Genomic DNA, 18,656 nt, shown 5'->3' on the forward strand with positions numbered 1-18,656 from the left:
GGGTGGGAATCGCTCGGCGTTGCGTTTGCCAAGAGATAAAGGCAAGCCGGCTTTTTAAAGGAGACACAGGGAAGCCGATGGAGGCGCCGTTATGCCCCTCCCCCTGAGAAGGGGGAGGTTGGGAGGGGGTAATGCAAAAGATAGAGGTATGAAAGTCACGCTGGATCAACCACACAGGATGAACAATGAACTACAACAAGAATCCCCAGAACATTGAGCGGCACAGCTTTGAGATCATTTCTCAGATTATCGCCGACGAGCGCCCTGATTACCGTTTTGCCGATGAGCTGCAAGAAAAAATCATTAAACGCGCAATTCATACCAGCGCTGACTTTGAATGGCTGGATATCCTGCATTTCTCGCCAGATGTTTTATCCCGTATTACACAGGCTCTGCGTCGTGGCTGCACGATCTACACCGACACCACCATGGCGCTTTCCGGCATCAATAAAACCCAGCTTGAGCAGTTAGGATGCCAATGGCAGTGCTATATCTCGGATCCGCGCGCGGTCGCAATCGCTAAGTCTCAGGGGATTACCCGCTCGATGGCGGCGGTGGATCTCGCGGCGCAGGAGCAGGGGGAAAAGCTGTTTGTGTTTGGCAATGCCCCCACCGCGTTATTCCGCTTATTAGAACTGCATCAACAAGGCGTGATGACGCCTACTGCGGTCATTGGTGTTCCGGTCGGTTTTGTTGGCGCAGCCGAATCCAAACAAGCGCTGGCAGAAAGCGATTTGCCGGGCATTGCAGCCTTAGGGCGCAAGGGCGGCAGCAATATTGCCGCGGCTATTGTTAACGCCATTTTATACCACATGCGAGATGCGCAATGAGCGACACTGGACTGGATACGTTATGGCATAACGGTAAAAGCTATCGCAAGGGCTACACCACCGGTTCTTGTGCCACCGCGGCGGCGAAAGTCGCTGCGCTGATGGTGCTGCGCCAGCAGGTGATCAATCAGATTTCTATCGTTACACCTTCGGGCGTTACGCTGCGGTTAAACGTTGAGCAACCTTTGATTTGCGGTCAGCAGGCCAGCGCAGCGATTCGTAAAGACGGCGGTGACGACGTGGATGCCACGCATGGAATGCTGATTTTTGCTCAGGTAGCGCTCAACGACAGCGGCAGCATTAGCATTGTCGGCGGTGAAGGCGTCGGCACCGTAACGCGTAAAGGCATTGGTTTGCCGGTGGGAAGTTCAGCCATTAACCGCACGCCGCTGCATACCATTGAAGAAGCGGTGCGTGAAGTGATCGGGCCTGAACGCGGCGCCGAGATTGTTATTTTTGCTCCAGAAGGCGAAGAGCGGGCGCAAAAAACCTACAACGGGCGGCTCGGTATTTTAGGGGGGATCTCGATTATCGGCACCACCGGCATTGTGACCCCGATGTCTGAAGAGAGCTGGAAACGTTCGCTGGCTTTAGAGCTTGAAATGAAGCGCGCTCAGGGGATGACCAGCGTGATCCTCGTTCCGGGTAATCATGGTGAACGCTTTGTACAAGAACAGATGCAGTTAAACGGTGACCGCGTAGTCACCATGAGTAATTTTGTCGGCTACATGCTGCAAGAAACTCAGCGTCTCGGTTTTCGCCGCGTGGTGTTGGTGGGGCACTTAGGGAAACTTATCAAAGTGGCTGCCGGCATTTTTCATACCCATAGCCATATTGCCGATGGTCGCATGGAAACGCTGGTCACGCGGCTTGCGCTGATGGGCGCTCCGCGTGAATTACTGCAAGCGGTGTTTGAATGCAGCACTACGGAAGCCGCGATGGAGCTGATAGAACAGCACGGTTTGCAGGCTGTGTATAACGATATCGCGCAGGCAATCTGCGCGCGTATCAATCAAATGCTGCGCTTTGCGGTACAGCCGCTGCAATGCGATGCGGTGCTGTTTTCATTCGACAATATTGTGCTCGGCAGTAATCGCCCAGTTAACGACATTGTTGCCGATTTACGTACCGAAATTTCCCAAGAAATTCTCTGCGAAAAGGAGTCTTCATGATTCACGTTGTTGGCATGGGGCCGGGGCATCAGGATTACATCACGCCGCTGGCAAAAAGATTAATTTCACAGGCTGACGTTCTGGTGGGCTGGTCACGTCATTTAAGTGCCTACCACGAATTTCATGGTGAGAAACTGGCCATCGGCAGCGATCTGACTCAGATGGCGCTGTGGCTACAGAATAACGCTGATCGCAATATCGTGGTTCTCGCTTCGGGTGAACCGATGCTGTACGGCATTGGCAAACGCTTGATACAAGATCTTCCGCGGGAAAAACTCAATATCGTGTCGGGCATTAGCTCAATACAGTATCTGTTCTCGCGCATCGCCGTGGATATGAACGATATCTACATCACCAGCTGTCACGGCAAGCAGCCTGATTTTGATTTTGTTTTGCAACACGAAAAAGTGGCGATGGTGACTGACCACCACATGGGGCCGTATCAAATCGCCCAGCAAATTCTGCGTCGTGGGGCAAAACGGACGCTGGTGATTGGCGAAAACCTCTCTTATCCCGATGAACGCATTCACATTTTGCCTCCTCAGCAGGTACAGCAGGCTTACGCAATGAACGTGGTGGCGATCCTCAATGAAAGATGATCTGTTTCTACGCGGTCATAAAGTGCCGATGACTAAAGAAGAAGTACGCCTTTCGGCATTAGAGCGGCTTAATCTGCGAACGGCTAAACGTCTGATCGACGTTGGGGCAGGAACAGGAAGCGTCTCTTTGGAAGCCGCTCTCCGCTATCCCGATCTGCATATCACCGCCATCGAGCGCAATCCTGCGGCACTGGCGCTGATTGAGGAAAACTGCCGCCATTTTGGCTGCCAGAATATTGATATTGTAGCTGCGGATGCACCACTGGCGTTAGACGTGCGCGCCGATGCGGTATTTATCGGCGGCAGCGGTGGCAATCTCCCCGACATCATTGATTGGGCGCTGGCATTACTTAACGACGGCGGCAGCCTAGTGATGAATTTTATTCTGCTGGAAAACTATCAGCAGGCGTTCAATCAACTGCAAAACCGAGCGGTAGTTGAACTGGAAAGTAGCCTGATTCAGATCTCTCGCCTTACCGCGCTGGGCAGCGGTCACTATTTCAAACCTAATAATCCTACTTATCTGATTTCCTGCCGTAAGGAGCAAACGCATGGCTGAGTCTATCGATCGCGCACAGGTCTATTTCATCGGTGCAGGGCCGGGCGATCCTGAGCTTATTACGCTGAAAGGCCATCGAATTTTATCGCAGGCTGATGTGGTGATTTTTGCGGGATCGCTGATTAATCACGATCTGCTGAATTACTGCAAACCGCAGGCAGAATGCCACGATAGCGCAGGGCTAAACCTCCAGCAGATTATCGATCTGATGGAACAGGGCATTCGTGCCGGAAAACTGGTGGTGCGGTTACAAACCGGCGATCTGTCGTTGTACGGATCTATCCGTGAGCAAGGCGAAGAGCTGGGCAAGCTGGGTATTGGTTTTAGCTCGGTGCCGGGTGTGAGCTCGTTCTTAGGAGCCGCTTCACAGCTGGGTGTGGAATATACGGTGCCTGAGGTTTCTCAAAGTCTGGTGATCACCCGCATGTCCGGACGCACGCCAACGCCTGAGCGTGAGTCATTAGAATCCTTCGCCGCGCACCAAACGTCGATGGCGATTTTCCTTTCGGTACAAGATATTGGTGATGTTGTTGAGCGCCTGCTGAGCGGCGGCTATCCGGCAACCACGCCGGTGGCGGTGGTCTATAAAGCCACTTGGCCAGATCACCAAACGGTACGCGGCACCTTGGAAACCATTGCGCCCTTAGTGCGCAACGCAGGTATTCGAAAAACGGCGCTAATTCTGGTGGGCGCGTTCCTTGGTGATGAATATCACTACTCCAAGCTGTATGACGCAGGCTTTAGCCATGAATACCGTCAGGCCTGAGCCGATGAAGGTGGAATCGCTGGCGTTGTTTTGCCTGACGCCGGGCGGCGTTCGCCTGGCACAGCGCCTGCGTCCTTTGCTGCCGCAGCTATCCACCATCAGCGAATGCTTTACCAGCGAAAAATTGCTACAGCCCGGTTTCACTGTGTTTAGCGGATCCTTTGCCGAAACGATGGCGCAGGCGTTCAAACGCTTTGATGCACTGGTGGTGATCGGCGCAACGGGGATCGTGGTGCGGGTGATCGCGCCGCTGTTACAGGACAAGCTAACCGATCCTGCGGTGGTGGTGCTTGATGAGCGCGGCGAGCATGCGATCAGTTTGCTTTCAGGGCATATGGGCGGCGCGAATCGGCTCACCCAGCAGATCGCCGAGTTAATTAACGCCGATCCGGTGATCACCACCTCAACCGACGTAAACGGTGTTGCGGCGCTGGATCTTTTAGCGCAGAAGCTCGATGCGGAGATCGCGGATTTTCGACATGCGGTGAAGAGCGTGAACCAAATGCTAGTGAGCGGCGATCGCGTCGGGCTATGGCTTGATCCGCGCGTTAATGTGCAACTCACCGAGTACGATCAACGTGGATTTATTCCCGTAGCCGATCTTCATTCATTGCCCGATCTTTCTGCGCTGGTATGCATTAGCTATCACTCGGATCTGCCACCAACGGCGATCCCGGTTTACCAACTGGTGCCTAAACGTGTGGTATTGGGCGTGGGCTGTCGAAGAGATACGCCGTTTGCCACGTTGCATCCGCTGCTATTGCAGAAATTTGCCGAGCTGCATATCGATCCACTCGCGCTACGCGCCATCGGTAGCATTACGTTGAAACAGGATGAAGCTGCGCTACAACAGCTGGCGCATTGCTATCGCGTTCCTTTCTATGTGTTTACGCCCGAAGCGCTGCGTGTGCATGAACATCGCTTCCCGTGTTCGGATTTTGTGCGTCAAACCGTCGGCGTGGGCTGCGTATCTCAACCTGCTGCATGTCTGCTGCTCGAAGAGTACGGCGGCGGAAAAATCATTGGGGAGACGCTGCGAGAGCAGGGAGTCACCCTTACTTTGGCTCTAACCCTTCAGGAAACTCTCTGATGTTATATGTAATCGGCATTGGTCCAGGTAGTCAGTCCATGATGACGCTGGAAGCCATCGAAGCTATTCGTGACGCAGATATTATCGTGGGCTACAAAACTTACACCCACTTGGTAAAAGCCCTGACCACCGAGAAAGAGGTGATCAAAACGGGTATGTGTAAAGAGATTGAGCGCTGTCAGGAAGCGTTGAATCTTGCCGTACAAGGCAAAAAAGTTGCCTTGATCAGCAGTGGTGATGCGGGCATTTATGGCATGGCGGGACTGATCCTTGAGCTGGTGACCAAGCAAAAGCTGGACGTTGAAGTCAAGCTGATCGCTGGCGTAACCGCCAGTACCGCGGCGGCATCGTTGCTGGGTGCGCCACTGATGCACGATTTTTGTCATATCAGCCTGAGCGATCTGCTTACCCCGTGGCCGGTGATTGAACAACGCGTGATTGCCGCTGCGCAGGCCGATTTTGTTATCTGTTTCTACAATCCGCGCAGCCGTGGCCGCGCTGACCACCTTGCTCGCGCCTTCGACCTGATGCGTCCTTACACCGCTGCCAGCACGCCGGTGGGCGTGGTCAAAGCGGCGGGGCGCAAAAAGCAGGAGAAATGGCTAACCACCTTCGGTGAGATGGACTTTGAAAATGTCGATATGACCAGTCTGGTGATTGTCGGCAATAAAACCACCTACTGTCAGGACGGCTTGATGATTACGCCGCGCGGCTATGTTTTATAACGATATTTCTAGCAGCAATGCGCCCGAAGCCAATATGGCCACAACGGCAAGCAAACCCACTCTGCACATTTTTGGCGGTACGTCAGATGCGCGCCATATTTGTCAGCGTCTTGATGAGGTGGGGCTGAGTTACAGCCTCTCGGTTGCAACCGATGCGGGGCGCGAACTGGCGGGAAATATCAACGGTGAAATTATCGTTGGGCGTATGGATGCCGCGCAGATGAGCGAATGGCTGCGAGCGCGCCGGGTTACGCAGGTTATTGATGCCTCACATCCTTACGCAGGCGTGTTAAGCGCCAATATCGCACACGCCTGCGCCACTCAGAACATTGCGCTGTTGCGCTATTTACGCCCTAGCGAAATTGATGCTTTAGAACATCCTTTGCTGCACAAAGTGGCGAGCGTGGAAGAGGCCTGCGTGGTTGCACATCGTTTAGGTGAGCGGGTGCTATTGACCACTGGGAGTAAACAGCTGGCTGACTTTGTGCGTTTGCTGGCGGGCAAAACCCTTTTTGCGCGCGTATTACCGACGCCGGACGTCCTGTTGCAGTGTCAGGATTTAGGGCTGGGCGTAGATAACGTGCTGGCGCTGAAGGGGCCGTTTAGCGCCGAGATGAATCAGGCAACTTATCAGCATTGTCAGGCTGACGTGGTGATCACCAAAGAGTCTGGTGCAGAAGGGGGATATCAGCAAAAAGTCGTCCCTTGTTTGGCGCTGAATATTCCCTGCATCGTGATTTATCGTCCTTCAGAACCTATGGCTGAAGGGCAGATTCGAGTGAGTTCTCTGGCTGAACTTGAACCCTATCTAGCCGGCTGGTTACAAAATAAAAAGAGCCAATACCTATGAAAAAAGCCATTTTAATTATCAGTTTTGGTACCAGCTATCACGAGACGCGAGCGAAAACCATTGATGCCTGCGAGCGTCGTTTAGCGGAATCCTGTCCCGATCGTGATGCGTTTCGCGCCTTCACGTCCGAGATGATTATTCGCAAGTTAGCGAAGCGAGATGGAATGCAAATCGATAACCCAAATCAGGCGCTGCAGCGTTTGGCTGAACAGGGTTATCAGGACGTTGTCATCCAGTCATTGCACATCATCAACGGCGATGAATATGAAAAGGTTGTGACTCAGGTTCGCGCTCATGCAGGGATGTTTAAACGGCTGCGTATCGGCGTGCCGTTACTGAGTAGCCATGACGATTTTGAGCAACTGATCGCGGCCATGAAGTCACAGATGCCAGCTTTAGCCGACGATGAGCGCGTGGTGTTTATGGGCCATGGCGCGACGCATCATGCCTTTGCCGCTTACGCCTGCCTCGATCATATGCTGATGATCCACCAGATCCCCGCGATGGTAGGAGCCGTAGAGAGCTATCCCGAGATTCACCATGTGGTGACGCGTTTACAGCAACAAAATGTGCGCCGTGTGCATTTGATGCCGCTAATGCTGGTGGCAGGCGATCACGCCATTAACGATATGGCCTCTGACGATGAAGATTCGTGGAAAACCCAGCTCGCTCAGGCCGGCATTGAAGCCACGCCGTGGCTGCAAGGGCTGGGCGAAAATCCACTTATCCAACAAATGTTTGTTGAGCACTTACACGATGTTTTACACCAAGCAGAGGAGGCGGCCTGATGAGCGATGTGAAAAAGGGAAAAGTGTGGGCGATTGCCACCGGCCCGGGCAGCAGCGATTTGATTACCGTTCGTGCCGCGCGGCAACTCGGTGAACTGGATGTGCTGTATGCCCCCGCGGGGCGCAAGGGAGGCGATAGTCTTGCGCTGTCTATCGTGCGTGAATTTTTATCTCCTACGCTCGATATCAAAGAGCGCCATTTCCCGATGAGCGCCGATCAAGGAGAAAAAAGCACCGCATGGGACGCCGTTGCGCAGGAGATGCAAACGGACGCAGAGCAAGGGCTTCAGGTCGGTTTTATTACGCTGGGTGACGCCATGCTGTTCAGCACATGGGTGTTTTTGCTGGAACGCCTACGCGGGTACGTGGATATCGAAATTATACCCGGCGTGACCTCGTTTGCCTGCATTGCCGCCCGCGCCCAGTTTCCTTTGGCGATGGAGCAGCAGTCTATGGCGGTGGTGGCCTGTACTGCACCTGAAGAGGAGCTTGAACAAGCGCTGCTTAACCATGAATGCGTGGTGATGATGAAAGTGTATGGCCGAGTTATTCAGATACGCGAAATGCTGCGTCGTCTGGGATTGCTCGACCATGCAATTTTGATGGCTGAAGCATCGCTGCCGAATGAGCAATGTTTCCATCATCTCGATGAGATCCACGAAGACACCAAGCTGCCGTACTTTTCGACGATTTTGGTGAATCGGGCAAGCTGAATTTTAATTTACCCCACCCCAGCCCTCCCCTTCGCAGGGGAGGGAGCCGTTCGGTGATCTGCTCCTCCCCCTGCGAAGGGGGAGGTTGGGAGGGGGTTATAAACGTAAATAAGGGGCATAAATGAAAAACCTCCAACAACTCCCGCTCTACGGCATGGCGCTGGCGGTTCTGCTGACGCTCGCGCCACAAGAAGCATTTGCTATGCATATCATGGAAGGCTTTTTACCGCCTTTCTGGGCCTTGGCATGGTGGCTGATGTTTTTGCCTTGTTTAGTGATTGGGGCAACGCGTCTTAAAGCCATCGTACGCGATGACAGCGATAAAAAAGTTCTGCTGGCGTTATGTGCGGCCTTCATTTTTGTGCTGTCGGCGCTAAAAATTCCTTCGGTAACAGGCAGCTGTTCGCATCCAACCGGCGTGGGTTTAGCCGTGATTTTGTTTGGCCCGTGGGTGGTTTCGGTGCTCGGCGCTATTGTTTTGCTATTCCAAGCCCTGTTCTTGGCGCACGGCGGTTTGACCACGCTAGGCGCGAATGGAATGTCGATGGCGGTTATTGGGCCGATGGCGGGCTACGTGGTATGGAAATTAGCGACTCGAGCAGGAATGCGACGTGATGTAGCGGTGTTCCTGTGCGCGGCATTAGCCGATTTAGTGACCTATTTTGTGACGTCGGTACAGTTGGGATTGGCTTTCCCCGATCCTCAACTAGGCGTTATGGCATCGGTAACCAAATTTATGGCCATTTTCTGCCTGACGCAGGTGCCTATCGCTATTGCTGAAGGGCTGCTAACCGTGCTGATTTATGACCAACTATGCAAGCGCCAACTGATTGCTGCAAGGAGCCTTTAAAATGAAAAAAACGCTGATTTTGATCTTTCTGGTGATTGCTTTGGCCGTTTTGCCTTTCTTCATTAATCACGGCGGCGAATATGGCGGTTCAGACGATCAGGCCGAAGGCGTGATTGCTCAAATGGCACCTAGCTATAAACCGTGGTTTGAGCCGCTGTATGAACCTGCAAGCGGTGAAATAGAAAGCCTGTTGTTCACGCTGCAAGGCTCCTTCGGTGCTGCGGTGATTTTCTATATCTTGGGTTATTACCGAGGGCGTCGCACCGTTCATGCTGGAGATTGATAAGCTTTCTTACGGCAGCCGCTGGAGCCAAAAAAAACCAGAGCATAAGTTTGCCTTGTATCTGGTTTTATTGCTGACCGCACTGTTGGGTTCCCCGTGGATCCAACTGTGCGTGCTGCTGTTTTGCGCTGGGCTCACCTGTTATTTATTGCGTGTGGGGGTACGGCGTTATCTCCGCTGGCTGGCGGTGCCGTTGGCATTTTTGTTCACTGGGCTACTGGGCGTGGTGCTGTCGTTCTCGTGGCAGGTGGATACGCTGTTGTATAGCGTTCACATCGGCCATTTGGCCTTGGGCGTTGAGCGCAATGGATTAATCACGGGGATGAATACGCTGTGTCGCAGCTTGGCGGCGTTATCGGCGACGTACCTCTTCGTTCTAACCACGCCTTTCAGCCAGTGGGTGCGCCTGCTCAAGCGCAGCCATCTTCCGCTGGTATTGATTGAACAAGTGCTGCTGACCTACCGCTTTATCTTCATTTTTATTGAGGAAGCCGCTGCTATTCATCGCGCTCAGTCACTGCGGTTTGGCTATGTTTCGTTGCGCACGGGCTACCGTTCGTTGTCGATGTTAGTCGGCATGCTGCTGGCGCGCGTGATGGAGCGTCATAAGCAGATGAGCATCGCGTTAGAAGTTAAATTGTACAACGGAGATTTTCATCTGTGAGCACTTCTGGACTCGCCACTCAGCATCTCAGTTTTCAGTATCAGGACGGGGAGAGCGTGCTGCACGATCTCTCGCTGGATTTTAATCGCGGTCAGGTAACCGGTTTATTAGGTGCCAACGGCTGTGGGAAATCTACGTTGTTTATGAATCTGCTGGGAATATTGCAGCCACATCAGGGCTGCGTGATGTGGCAGGGAGAAAAACTGAGCTACGACAAACGTAGCCTTCGCGCACTGCGCCAGCAGGTGGCGATGGTTTTCCAAGAGCCCGACCAGCAAATTTTTTATACCGATATTGACAGCGATATTGCCTTCAGCCTGCGTAATCTTGGCGTTGATGAAGACACCATTCGTCATCGCACCGAGCAGGCTCTAACGCTGGTGGACGCGCTCAGTTTTCGCCATAAACCGGTGCAGTATTTAAGTCACGGGCAGAAAAAACGCGTGGCGATTGCAGGCGCTTTGGTGATGAATGCGGATTATCTGCTGTTGGATGAACCGACCGCCGGACTTGACCCTTCAGGCCGTCAGCAGATGATTCATATTATTCAGAAGATTGTGGATCAGGGTAAACGCGTGGTGATCTCTAGCCACGATATTGATTTGATTTATGAAGTTTGCGATTACCTGTATGTTCTCGCGCAGGGAAAACTGCTGAGTGAGGGGCGCGAGAACGAGGTTTTCCTACAGCGCGAGATGTTACAACGTGCGGGATTAGTCCAACCATGGCTGGTGAAAATGCATCAGCAGCTGGGATTGCCGTTGTTTAAAACCGAGCATGAGCTGTTTGCTTTCAAGCCGGAATTCATGCCAGAACAGGTTAAATAGGAAGATATCATGGGTTTATCCATCATGGTGCAAGGCACCGCATCGGACGTAGGTAAAAGTGTTCTGGTTGCTGGGCTGTGTCGTATTTTCCATCAAGACGGCTATCGTGTAGCACCGTTCAAATCTCAAAATATGGCGCTGAATTCAGGGATTACCGCTGATGGCGGAGAGATGGGCCGAGCACAGATTTTTCAGGCCGAAGCGGCGGGCATCGAACCCGATGTGCGTATGAATCCGGTTTTGCTCAAGCCAACCAGCGACTGTCGTGCGCAGGTGGTGCTGATGGGAAAAGTGGCCGATCAGATGGACGCGGTGACCTATCACGAATTCAAACCACAACTGCTGGAGCAGATTGCTCAGGTCTATCACAGTCTTGCGGATGAAGTGGATATCATGGTGCTGGAAGGCGCGGGCAGCCCAGCGGAAATCAATCTGCGCGATCGCGATATTGTGAATATGGGGATGGCCGAGAAAGTGGATGTTCCCGTTATTCTGGTGGCCGATATCGACCGTGGCGGGGTGTTCGCCTCCATCTATGGCACCTTGGCCTTGCTGGAACCTGATGAACGGGCGCGGGTAAAAGGCGTCATTATTAATAAATTCCGCGGTGATGTGAGCTTATTAACCTCAGGTTTGCGCCAGATAGAAGAGCTGACTCACGTGCCTGTGATCGGTGTGATGCCGTGGATCGATGTGCAGTTGGAAGATGAAGACGGCGTTGCGCTGCAAAAAGGCAAGTATCGCCAGCAAAGTGAGAACGTATTGGATATCGCGGTGATCCAAACGCCGTATATTTCAAACTTCACCGATTTTAATGCGCTCAATGCACAGTCGGATGTGCGGCTGCGCTATGTCACGCATCGTGATGAACTGGGCGCACCCGATTTGTTGATTTTACCCGGTAGTAAAAACACCTTAAGCGATCTCAGCTATTTACACGATAGCGGCCTGACACATCAAATCTTGCTTGCGCATCAGCAAGGCACGCCGGTGCTAGGCATCTGTGGTGGTTTTCAGATGTTAGGACGGCATATTGTTGATGGCGTGGAATCCGGCGTTGACCAGATGGCAGGGCTTGGGCTGTTGGATTGTGAAACTAAATTTTCGCACCAAAAAATGACTACCCGTGTCATTGGAAAGGTTCAGCCTGTGTTAAGCGGTATTTTTGCTGCCTGCCAAGACCATGCGTTAGCGGGCTATGAAATTCATATGGGGCACACCGAGCTCGGTGAGCAGGCGTCACCATTGACGTTATTGCAGCAACGTAACGGCGAAGAAATCAATCAATGTGAAGGTGCGATTAGCCCCGATGGTTCAGTAGCTGGTACTTACATTCACGGCATTTTTGATTCAGACGACTTCACGCGTAGTTTGTTGAACGCGCTGCGAGAACGCAAAGGTTTAGCGCCGCTCGTGGGAGAAGCGTTCCAGTATCAGACTTTTAGGGATCAACAGTTTGATCTGCTGGCCGCGGCAATGCGCCAGAATATTGATATCGACGCTGTGTATCGCCTTATGCGTGAACACGTTGCTGAACAGGTGGGCCAATGATGATTTTGATTACCGGCGGGGCGCGCAGTGGGAAAAGCACGCTGGCGGAAAAACTGGCCGCTCAACGCGGCGAAAGGGTGCTATATATCGCGACTTCGGTGATAACCGATGACGAGATGGCTCAGCGGGTTGAGATCCATAGGCAAACGCGTCCGGTACAGTGGATAACACACGAAGGCTATCGCGATCTTGACGCCGTTGTGAGCGAGAAAGGCGAAGGCTGTAACGCCATTATGCTTGAGTGCATCACGACGATGATCACCAATTTGCTGTTTGAACAGGCGGGCAACGTGGCCGCTGAAGAGATGGATTTCACCGCACTTGAGCAAGGCATACACCAGCAAATCGATGCGTTGATATTGGCATGTAGCCAAAGTGATATTCCCATTTATATCGTTACCAACGAACTTGGGATGGGCATTGTGCCGGATAACCTGCTTGCGCGACGTTTTAGGGATATTGCTGGGCGCGTCAATCAACGGCTGGCTGCCCAGGCGCAGCAGGTTTACCTCGTCATATCAGGGATTGAAGTAAAAATAAAAGGCTGATATCTCCGGTCGTTTACATTTCAACAGAGACAACCATGCAAACATTAGAACAAATCATTGCTCAGATTAAACCATTGAACCAAGACGCGATGCGTAAAGCCCAGATAAAACTCGATGGTCTGTTAAAGCCAACAGGCAGCTTGGGGCGTCTGGAGCAGTTAGCCGTGCAGCTAGCCGGTATTTTCGGTGAAGATGCGGTGAATGTAGAGCAGAAGAAAATTATTGTGATGGCGGCAGATCATGGCGTTTTTGAAGAGGGCGTGGCGGTTTCTCCACGCTCGGTAACGGCGATTCAAGCCCAGAATATGGTGCATGGCGTGACGGGCGTTTGCGTATTGGCAAAACATGCCGGTGCCGAGGTGGTGATTGTTGATGCGGGCATTGACTGCGATCCGATCCCTGGCGCGGTTGATATGCGTATGGGGCGAGGGTGTGGAAACATTGCCCAAACTGCCGCGATGAGCCGTGAGCAGGCAGAAACTCTATTAGTTAAATCGGCAATGTTGGCGATGCAACAGGCAGAGAGTGGCGTGCGCTTGCTCGGTGTCGGCGAATTGGGAATAGCGAATACCACTCCAGCCGCCGCGATTGTTAGCGTGATGACGAATAACGACCCGGAACGCGTTGTCGGTATTGGAGCTAATTTCCCGAGCGACCAACTTCAGCACAAAGTTAGCGTGGTGCGTCGTGCCATTGCCTACAATCAGCCAAACGCAGACGATGGAATTGATGTGTTAGCTAAAGTTGGAGGCTTCGATTTGGCGGGTATGACAGGGCTGATGTTAGGTGCTGCGGCAGCGGGGCTTCCGGTGGTACTCGATGGCTTCCTCTCCTACGCTTCGGCGCTGGTTGCTTGCCAGATTGCACCGCAGGTTCACGATTATCTGATCCCTTCTCACTTTTCTGCAGAAAAAGGCGCTCGTATTGCGTTAGAGCAGCTGAAACTTGAACCTTATCTTCAGCTAGAAATGCGTTTGGGCGAAGGCAGCGGCGCCGCTGTTGCCATGCATATCGTAGACGCCGCATGTGCGGCCTATAACGAGATTGGCAGCTTGGCGGATAGCAACATAGTTCTTCCTGCTTAACGCTCCTTTCAGCATTCACTTTCCCCTGTATCCCTCTGGTACAGGGGCTCTGCCGCACTTTCCCTTCGTAAATTTCTTACCGCTCCATCATCATTTCACAACATTGTTTTTGTTATAACATCTCAAATCCTGAGAGATATATTTCAATAAAATAATAATCATGCTACTAGCGCGAATAGGCCTAATTGGCAGGAAAATCAATGTATTTTTCGGGAAGTGAAAAAACTATTTGCAGAATTATGAACGTTTATTAAAAACAATAAAATTTATTATTTGGTATTAATCCTATTGCCACATATGTATTTCATCTCCCATTGTTGAATTTATGTTTAATTATTGTTTTTGATTTGATCAAAAACGGTGGTTTTTAGCTTTAAACACCGGATTTTTACACTTTATAAAATTTAACTTTTTATAATATCTTTCTTTAAAAGATTATATATCGCAACTTTTGAATGTGCGACAAAGTAGCTCGCATAAGTCATAGGAATTATCCTATTTAGGTGAAACTGTCGTATTAACCTATTAGTGTAAATTTTTGTTTTTTTATGACAATGTCGGAATTATTATTTCCGGAGCCAGATATGAGTACGGATTACACAATTTTTATCTGGGAAGTGAAATTTTTAACTGGTGTTATGGCTTAATCTCCTGTTTGCATAAGATAAATTAATAAATATATTTATCTGAAAACCACAAAATAAAATTTCACAGGGAATAAATACATTATGGATATTTTCGCCTTTACTGGCGAAGGATCTCTTATTATCTAAATTATGGAAACAAAAATGAAAATGAATAAATTAGCTGTGGCATTGGTTATGACTATGGGTATTGCGTCTGCGGCGGCTAATGCAGCAGGCACAGTAGGCGGCAACGGTGTTATTAAATTCAACGGTTCTATTGTTGATGCTGCATGTTCAATTGCGCCTAATAACAGCGATCAGACTATCGATCTGGGTTCTATTGCAATTAAGGCCTTGAAAGACGGTGCTAAATCAACTCCATCTGATTTCCACATCAAGCTGACTGGTTGTGACGTAAGCGGCGGTGCTGCACCTAAAGCTTCTATTACTTTCAACGGTACTAGCGCTAAGGGTTCAAGCAACCTGTTAGGTATTGTCAGCAGCACAGCATCAGGCGTGGGTGTTGGTATTACCGATGCTAACGGTAAAGACTTCGAACTGGGTAAAGAAACTGAAGTTAAGACCTTGATTCAAGGCGATAACTCACTTGACTTTGCTGCTTACGTGCAGGCAACAGGTGCTTCAGGTTCTGCTATCACCGCAGGTGATTTCACCAGCCAGACTGACTTCGTGATTACTTACAACTAATTGTTCTTGAATGATTGGAACTGTAACCGCACTGAGAATGCTGAGTGCTTGATTACAGGAAAGATTATTTAAAAATTATGTTGTGGTCATGGATGAGGGCGTTGATGACAACGCCCTTATTTCCAGAGAGTGGTTTAGCAGGAGAGATAGCATGGTGGTCCGTACGCTCTGTGCCTTTATGGCTTTAGTTGTAACAACGGCGGGAGCTATGGATGTTCAGCAAGGGCGCGTCAGAATGGGTGGCACCTTAGTGGCAACCGCATGCAGCATATCTTCTGGATCATTAGAGCAGGTTATTGATTTGGGTACTCTGCCCGTTAGCGAGCTTGCACGTACTGGGCAAGGTCCTGAAAAAGCATTTGTCATCAAATTGGAAAACTGTGAACTGACTTCTCAGGATAATTTGCGTCCTGACTTTAAAAGTGTGCATCTCACGTTTGATGGGGTGAGAGATGATACTGCCAATTTACTCAGTATTCATGGAGAGGCCAGCGGGATTGGTCTGATACTAAAAGATGAGGCTGGCAATACTATTGTGCCGGGGAAAGCCTTACCGGATATTCCGCTAAATGTGGGGTCGATGGATTTGAATTATAAGCTGGCGATTCAGCGAAATAAGCACGAATTACGCGCTGGGAGTTACAGCGTTATTGTGAAGTTCAAAGTGGAATATTTATAAAAAAAGATTTTATAGAAAAATAATTACTCTCCTCATCGTTACCTCATATTGGGTAAGGGGAGTTTGCGCATAAAAACGAATTTCAGGCAGATTTTTATCTTCATGTTATGCGCACATTTGGTGAATGGTTTTCTGTAAGAACTGTTTTTGTTTGGTACATCTGGGCTAGAAAATAATAGAGACGGTAATGTCTACATTCCATATCAATAAAATCAGTTTGGCCATGGCGTTTGCATTGGCTAGCACCAGTATGTCCAGCAAGGCCGTGGAATTTAATACGGATATGCTAGATACCGCAGATAAGGCAAATATCGACTTTTCTCGTTTCTCAAAAGCCAACTATATCTTGCCTGGTCTGTATCAGTTAGCGCTGAGAGTAAATGATCAAAACGTGGGTGAGTATCCCTTTAATTACTACCCGCGTGATAACGAGGCAGACAGCAGCGAAGCCTGCGTTTCACCGCAAATAGTCAGTGAATTGGGATTGAAACCTGCCGCCTTAAATAAAGTGACCTACTGGCATCAAGGGGAGTGTGCGGATTTCAGTCAGTTGGATGGCACAACGGTTCGTGGCGATTTATCGAACTCAAGTTTGCAGCTTTCTGTTCCACAGGCATGGATCGAGTACAGCGATCCGAACTGGGTTCCATCGTCACGTTGGGATGAAGGCATCCCCGGTTTGCTGCTGGACTACAACCTGAATGCCTCGATGAGTCGCCCTAATGAAGGTAGCAATAGCCAAAATGCCAGCATAAGCGGAACCGTGGGGGCTAACGCAGGTGCTTGGCGTTTGCGTGGTGACTATCAGGGCAGCTATAGCCGTGCTTCAGGCTCATCACAGAGCAGCCAGCACAATATGGATTGGAGCCGCGTTTATATGTATCGCGCGCTGCCAGCGCTACGTTCAACGCTATCGGTGGGGGAGAACTATCTCTCATCCAGTATTTTCGACTCTTGGCGCTATACCGGGATGTCTTTAAGCAGCGATGACCGAATGCTGCCTCCTGCGTTGCGTGGCTATGCACCGGAGGTTTCGGGGATTGCTAAAACGAACGCCAAGGTTGTGGTGACTCAGCAAGGACGTGTGCTGTACGAAACCACGGTGCCATCGGGTCCATTTCGTATTCAAGATTTGAGTAGCGCAGTGACCGGCAAGCTTGACGTAAAGGTTGAGGAGCAGGATGGGACGGTTCAAACATTTCAGGTTGATACCGCGACGATCCCTTATCTGACCCGCCCCGGAATGGTGCGCTATAAGTTTGCGATGGGGCGTCCGTCAACCTACGAACATCATATACAAGGCCCAACTTTTGCAACCGGTGAGTTTTCATGGGGGATTGCCAATAGTTGGTCTTTGTATGGCGGTAGCATTCTTGCAGGTGATTACAACTCGGCGTCGATGGGTATTGGGCGCGACTTGTTCTTGCTCGGTGCTGTTTCTGCTGACGTAACGCAGTCTTTTGCTCGCTTACCCGGAGAAGAGAAACGTCAAGGGAAGTCATGGCGTCTGAGCTATTCCAAACGTTTTGATGAGTACGATAGTGAAGTGACCTTTGCGGGCTATCGCTTCTCCGAGCGTGACTATATGTCGATGGGCGAATTCTTGGATGCGCGCTATCACGAGGAAAACTCAGGCCACGATAAAGAGCTTTATACCATCACGGCGAACAAAAACTTCTCCGAAGTGGGACTGAGTTTTTACTTCAGCTATAGCCATCAGACTTATTGGGATCAGCCAACGGATGACCGGTATAGCCTGTCTGGAAGCACGTATGTGAGCCTATTTTCACTGAAAAATGTGTCTCTCAACGTTTCAGCCACGCGCAGCAAGATTAACGAACGCAACGATGATGCGGTGTTTGTGAGCCTATCTATTCCGATGGGGAACTCCGCATCAATAGGCTATGACGGCCAGTACAGCAACAATCGATATAGCCAGAACGTGAGCTATTACGACCGTGTTGATAACAACAATAACTACCGAGTTTCAACTGGGGTAAGCAGCGGCGGCGATGAGAGCACCCGTACACAATTTAATGGTTATTACAGTCATCGCGGCGATTTCGCTGATATGAGCGCCAACGCCGCCTATTCGCAGGGCAACTATAGCTCGGCGGGGATGACGATGCAGGGTGGCGCTACGATTACGGCGAAAGGTGCGGCGTTACATTCGGGCGGGATCAGCGGAGGTACGCGTTTGATGGTAGATACCGAAGGCGTTGGTGGCGTTCCGATTAACGGTGGCCGCGTGCATACCAACGGTTACGGCATTGGGGTGATTACGGATATGAACAGCTATTACCGTAATTCAACCAGCATTGATTTAACCAAGATGGCCGACGACGTGGATTCTAGCCGCTCAGTAGTGGACTCAGCGCTGACTGACGGGGCAATTGGTTACCGTAAATTTGGCGTAATCAAAGGTGCGAAAGCGCTGGCGGTACTGGCACTGGCAGATGGGAGCCACCCACCGTTTGGCGCCAGCATAAGAAATAGTGAAGGCAAGGAATTGGCGATCGTAGGTGATGGCGGCATAGCTTGGTTAACCGGCCTACAGGGCGGGGAGTCACTCGACGTGTTATGGGATGGCGCAGCACAGTGCGCGATATCCATTCCTAAAACCTTGCGAGATCAGGAGCAACTGCTTTTGCCGTGCCATGCGGTAGCGCAAAGCCAAACATCCACGGTAGCGAAAGATAGCGCTGCTTTAGAATCGACAGATAACATCCATGAAGAGCAATAA

General features: G+C 50.9%; 20 protein-coding genes. All 20 read left to right on the forward strand.

The window, feature by feature from the left end:
• Window positions 1-185: 185 nt before the first annotated feature.
• The 20 genes from U0008_RS04655 (at window position 186) to U0008_RS04750 (ending at window position 18,656) form a co-directional block, all read left to right on the forward strand.
• Window positions 186-830 carry a cobalt-precorrin-8 methylmutase gene (locus U0008_RS04655; protein WP_043491354.1) on the forward strand — a complete coding sequence of 215 codons (645 nt, stop codon included), beginning with the start codon at window positions 186-188 and terminating at the stop codon, window positions 828-830.
• Window positions 827-2,002, forward strand: coding sequence for a cobalt-precorrin-5B (C(1))-methyltransferase CbiD (gene cbiD / locus U0008_RS04660; RefSeq protein WP_043491357.1), 1,176 nt, complete (start codon window positions 827-829; stop codon window positions 2,000-2,002). Before U0008_RS04655 ends, cbiD begins: the two co-directional genes overlap by 4 nt.
• The gene (locus tag U0008_RS04665) at window positions 1,999-2,601 is read left to right on the forward strand and encodes a cobalt-precorrin-7 (C(5))-methyltransferase (RefSeq protein ID WP_025800481.1); all 603 of its coding nucleotides are present in this window, start codon (window positions 1,999-2,001) and stop codon (window positions 2,599-2,601) included. The genes cbiD and U0008_RS04665 overlap by 4 nt, the downstream gene beginning before the upstream one ends.
• Entirely contained in the window at window positions 2,591-3,160 is a 570-nt protein-coding gene (locus U0008_RS04670) for a decarboxylating cobalt-precorrin-6B (C(15))-methyltransferase (protein WP_043491359.1), read from the forward strand. The genes U0008_RS04665 and U0008_RS04670 overlap by 11 nt, the downstream gene beginning before the upstream one ends.
• Window positions 3,153-3,926 (forward strand): cobalt-precorrin-4 methyltransferase, encoded by a 774-nt coding sequence (locus U0008_RS04675; RefSeq protein ID WP_043491362.1) that lies wholly within the window; start codon window positions 3,153-3,155, stop codon window positions 3,924-3,926. The genes U0008_RS04670 and U0008_RS04675 overlap by 8 nt, the downstream gene beginning before the upstream one ends.
• Entirely contained in the window at window positions 3,907-5,016 is a 1,110-nt protein-coding gene (locus U0008_RS04680; protein ID WP_043491365.1) for a cobalt-precorrin 5A hydrolase, read from the forward strand. Before U0008_RS04675 ends, U0008_RS04680 begins: the two co-directional genes overlap by 20 nt.
• On the forward strand, window positions 5,016-5,741 hold the full coding sequence (locus U0008_RS04685; RefSeq protein WP_043491368.1) for a precorrin-3B C(17)-methyltransferase: 726 nt from the start codon (window positions 5,016-5,018) through the stop codon (window positions 5,739-5,741). The genes U0008_RS04680 and U0008_RS04685 overlap by 1 nt, the downstream gene beginning before the upstream one ends.
• Entirely contained in the window at window positions 5,731-6,591 is an 861-nt protein-coding gene (locus tag U0008_RS04690) for a cobalt-precorrin-6A reductase (protein ID WP_043491370.1), read from the forward strand. Before U0008_RS04685 ends, U0008_RS04690 begins: the two co-directional genes overlap by 11 nt.
• Window positions 6,588-7,379 carry a sirohydrochlorin cobaltochelatase gene (gene cbiK / locus U0008_RS04695; RefSeq protein WP_025800487.1) on the forward strand — a complete coding sequence of 264 codons (792 nt, stop codon included), beginning with the start codon at window positions 6,588-6,590 and terminating at the stop codon, window positions 7,377-7,379. The genes U0008_RS04690 and cbiK overlap by 4 nt, the downstream gene beginning before the upstream one ends.
• Complete coding sequence (locus U0008_RS04700; RefSeq protein WP_043491373.1) at window positions 7,379-8,092, forward strand: cobalt-factor II C(20)-methyltransferase; 714 nt, start codon at window positions 7,379-7,381, stop codon at window positions 8,090-8,092. Before cbiK ends, U0008_RS04700 begins: the two co-directional genes overlap by 1 nt.
• 121 nt (window positions 8,093-8,213) lie before the next feature.
• A complete protein-coding gene (locus U0008_RS04705) occupies window positions 8,214-8,942 on the forward strand; it encodes an energy-coupling factor ABC transporter permease (RefSeq protein ID WP_025800489.1) in 729 nt (242 codons plus the stop codon).
• Between the two features lies 1 nt (window position 8,943).
• On the forward strand, window positions 8,944-9,225 hold the full coding sequence (locus U0008_RS04710) for an energy-coupling factor ABC transporter substrate-binding protein (protein WP_040046791.1): 282 nt from the start codon (window positions 8,944-8,946) through the stop codon (window positions 9,223-9,225).
• Window positions 9,212-9,889, forward strand: coding sequence for an energy-coupling factor ABC transporter transmembrane protein (locus U0008_RS04715; protein ID WP_043491375.1), 678 nt, complete (start codon window positions 9,212-9,214; stop codon window positions 9,887-9,889). The genes U0008_RS04710 and U0008_RS04715 overlap by 14 nt, the downstream gene beginning before the upstream one ends.
• A complete protein-coding gene (locus U0008_RS04720; RefSeq protein WP_043491378.1) occupies window positions 9,886-10,716 on the forward strand; it encodes an ATP-binding cassette domain-containing protein in 831 nt (276 codons plus the stop codon). Before U0008_RS04715 ends, U0008_RS04720 begins: the two co-directional genes overlap by 4 nt.
• 9 nt (window positions 10,717-10,725) lie before the next feature.
• The gene (locus tag U0008_RS04725; protein ID WP_043491380.1) at window positions 10,726-12,267 is read left to right on the forward strand and encodes a cobyric acid synthase; all 1,542 of its coding nucleotides are present in this window, start codon (window positions 10,726-10,728) and stop codon (window positions 12,265-12,267) included.
• Window positions 12,267-12,815: a bifunctional adenosylcobinamide kinase/adenosylcobinamide-phosphate guanylyltransferase gene (cobU, locus tag U0008_RS04730; RefSeq protein ID WP_043491453.1), complete on the forward strand. Its 549-nt coding sequence runs from the start codon at window positions 12,267-12,269 to the stop codon at window positions 12,813-12,815. The genes U0008_RS04725 and cobU overlap by 1 nt, the downstream gene beginning before the upstream one ends.
• Window positions 12,816-12,850: 35 nt before the next feature.
• Window positions 12,851-13,900: a nicotinate-nucleotide--dimethylbenzimidazole phosphoribosyltransferase gene (cobT, locus tag U0008_RS04735; RefSeq protein ID WP_043491383.1), complete on the forward strand. Its 1,050-nt coding sequence runs from the start codon at window positions 12,851-12,853 to the stop codon at window positions 13,898-13,900.
• Window positions 13,901-14,688: 788 nt separating this feature from the next.
• Entirely contained in the window at window positions 14,689-15,234 is a 546-nt protein-coding gene (locus tag U0008_RS04740) for a fimbrial protein (RefSeq protein WP_025800496.1), read from the forward strand.
• Between the two features lie 151 nt (window positions 15,235-15,385).
• Complete coding sequence (locus U0008_RS04745; protein ID WP_025800497.1) at window positions 15,386-15,913, forward strand: fimbrial protein; 528 nt, start codon at window positions 15,386-15,388, stop codon at window positions 15,911-15,913.
• 187 nt (window positions 15,914-16,100) lie between these two features.
• The gene (locus U0008_RS04750; protein WP_043491386.1) at window positions 16,101-18,656 is read left to right on the forward strand and encodes a fimbria/pilus outer membrane usher protein; all 2,556 of its coding nucleotides are present in this window, start codon (window positions 16,101-16,103) and stop codon (window positions 18,654-18,656) included.

The organism is Hafnia alvei, assembly GCF_034424155.1.
Lineage (GTDB): Bacteria > Pseudomonadota > Gammaproteobacteria > Enterobacterales > Enterobacteriaceae > Hafnia > Hafnia alvei.